At 33.7% G+C, this 606-nt stretch carries 1 pseudogene; it reads right to left on the bottom strand.

The annotated features are described in order from the left end of the window. Nucleotides 1-197: pseudogene (locus UC75_RS10655) on the bottom strand (hypothetical protein); the annotation flags it as partial. Nucleotides 198-606: the final 409 nt, after the last annotated feature.

Below are 606 nucleotides of genomic sequence, written 5' to 3' on the forward strand. Positions count from 1 at the left end.
GTTTGTTTTAAACGTTGTACGGTTTGAGGTGAATAGACCTGTTCTAGCTGTTGGCAAATACAATCGCAACTGGCTTGCATGTGTTCACCTGACAAGCAAATTCTTTTAAATTCCTGCTGAGCATTGGCGTCATCATTTGTAATACCGTAAGCACCGACCACAAGGTTTAAAAACAATATAAATTTATGAAGTTTCATATTATTCTCATGATTATTTATATCTTTAAATAAAACAAAAATATTATTCGTTTAAATATTAAAATAATTTTTTAAATAACAGTTAATCCTCCCACAAAAATAGGAAAATAAAATAATTAAGATTTTAAAATAAAAATAATTTATAAATTTAAAAAATCAGGATGTAGAAAACCCAAATTTTAAATAAATAAAATAGTTAAATGAGAGAGAAAATGAGTTTAAATTGTGGCATGGCCAACTCCTTAAAAATGGAGTCCTACCACCAAATCACCGTCAATTGATTAGGGTGGCAGAACGAAAGAGGGTTGACAGACTGGTGCCCATAGAGACCAGCACGCACGGGGCGTCCCCCTTCCGTCCTACCGCAAAGAAAGGGGACGCAAGGGTCTAACGACTTATAGTAGAACTA

This window comes from Acinetobacter sp. V2, from assembly GCF_001188385.1.
Taxonomy (GTDB): domain Bacteria; phylum Pseudomonadota; class Gammaproteobacteria; order Pseudomonadales; family Moraxellaceae; genus Acinetobacter; species Acinetobacter oleivorans.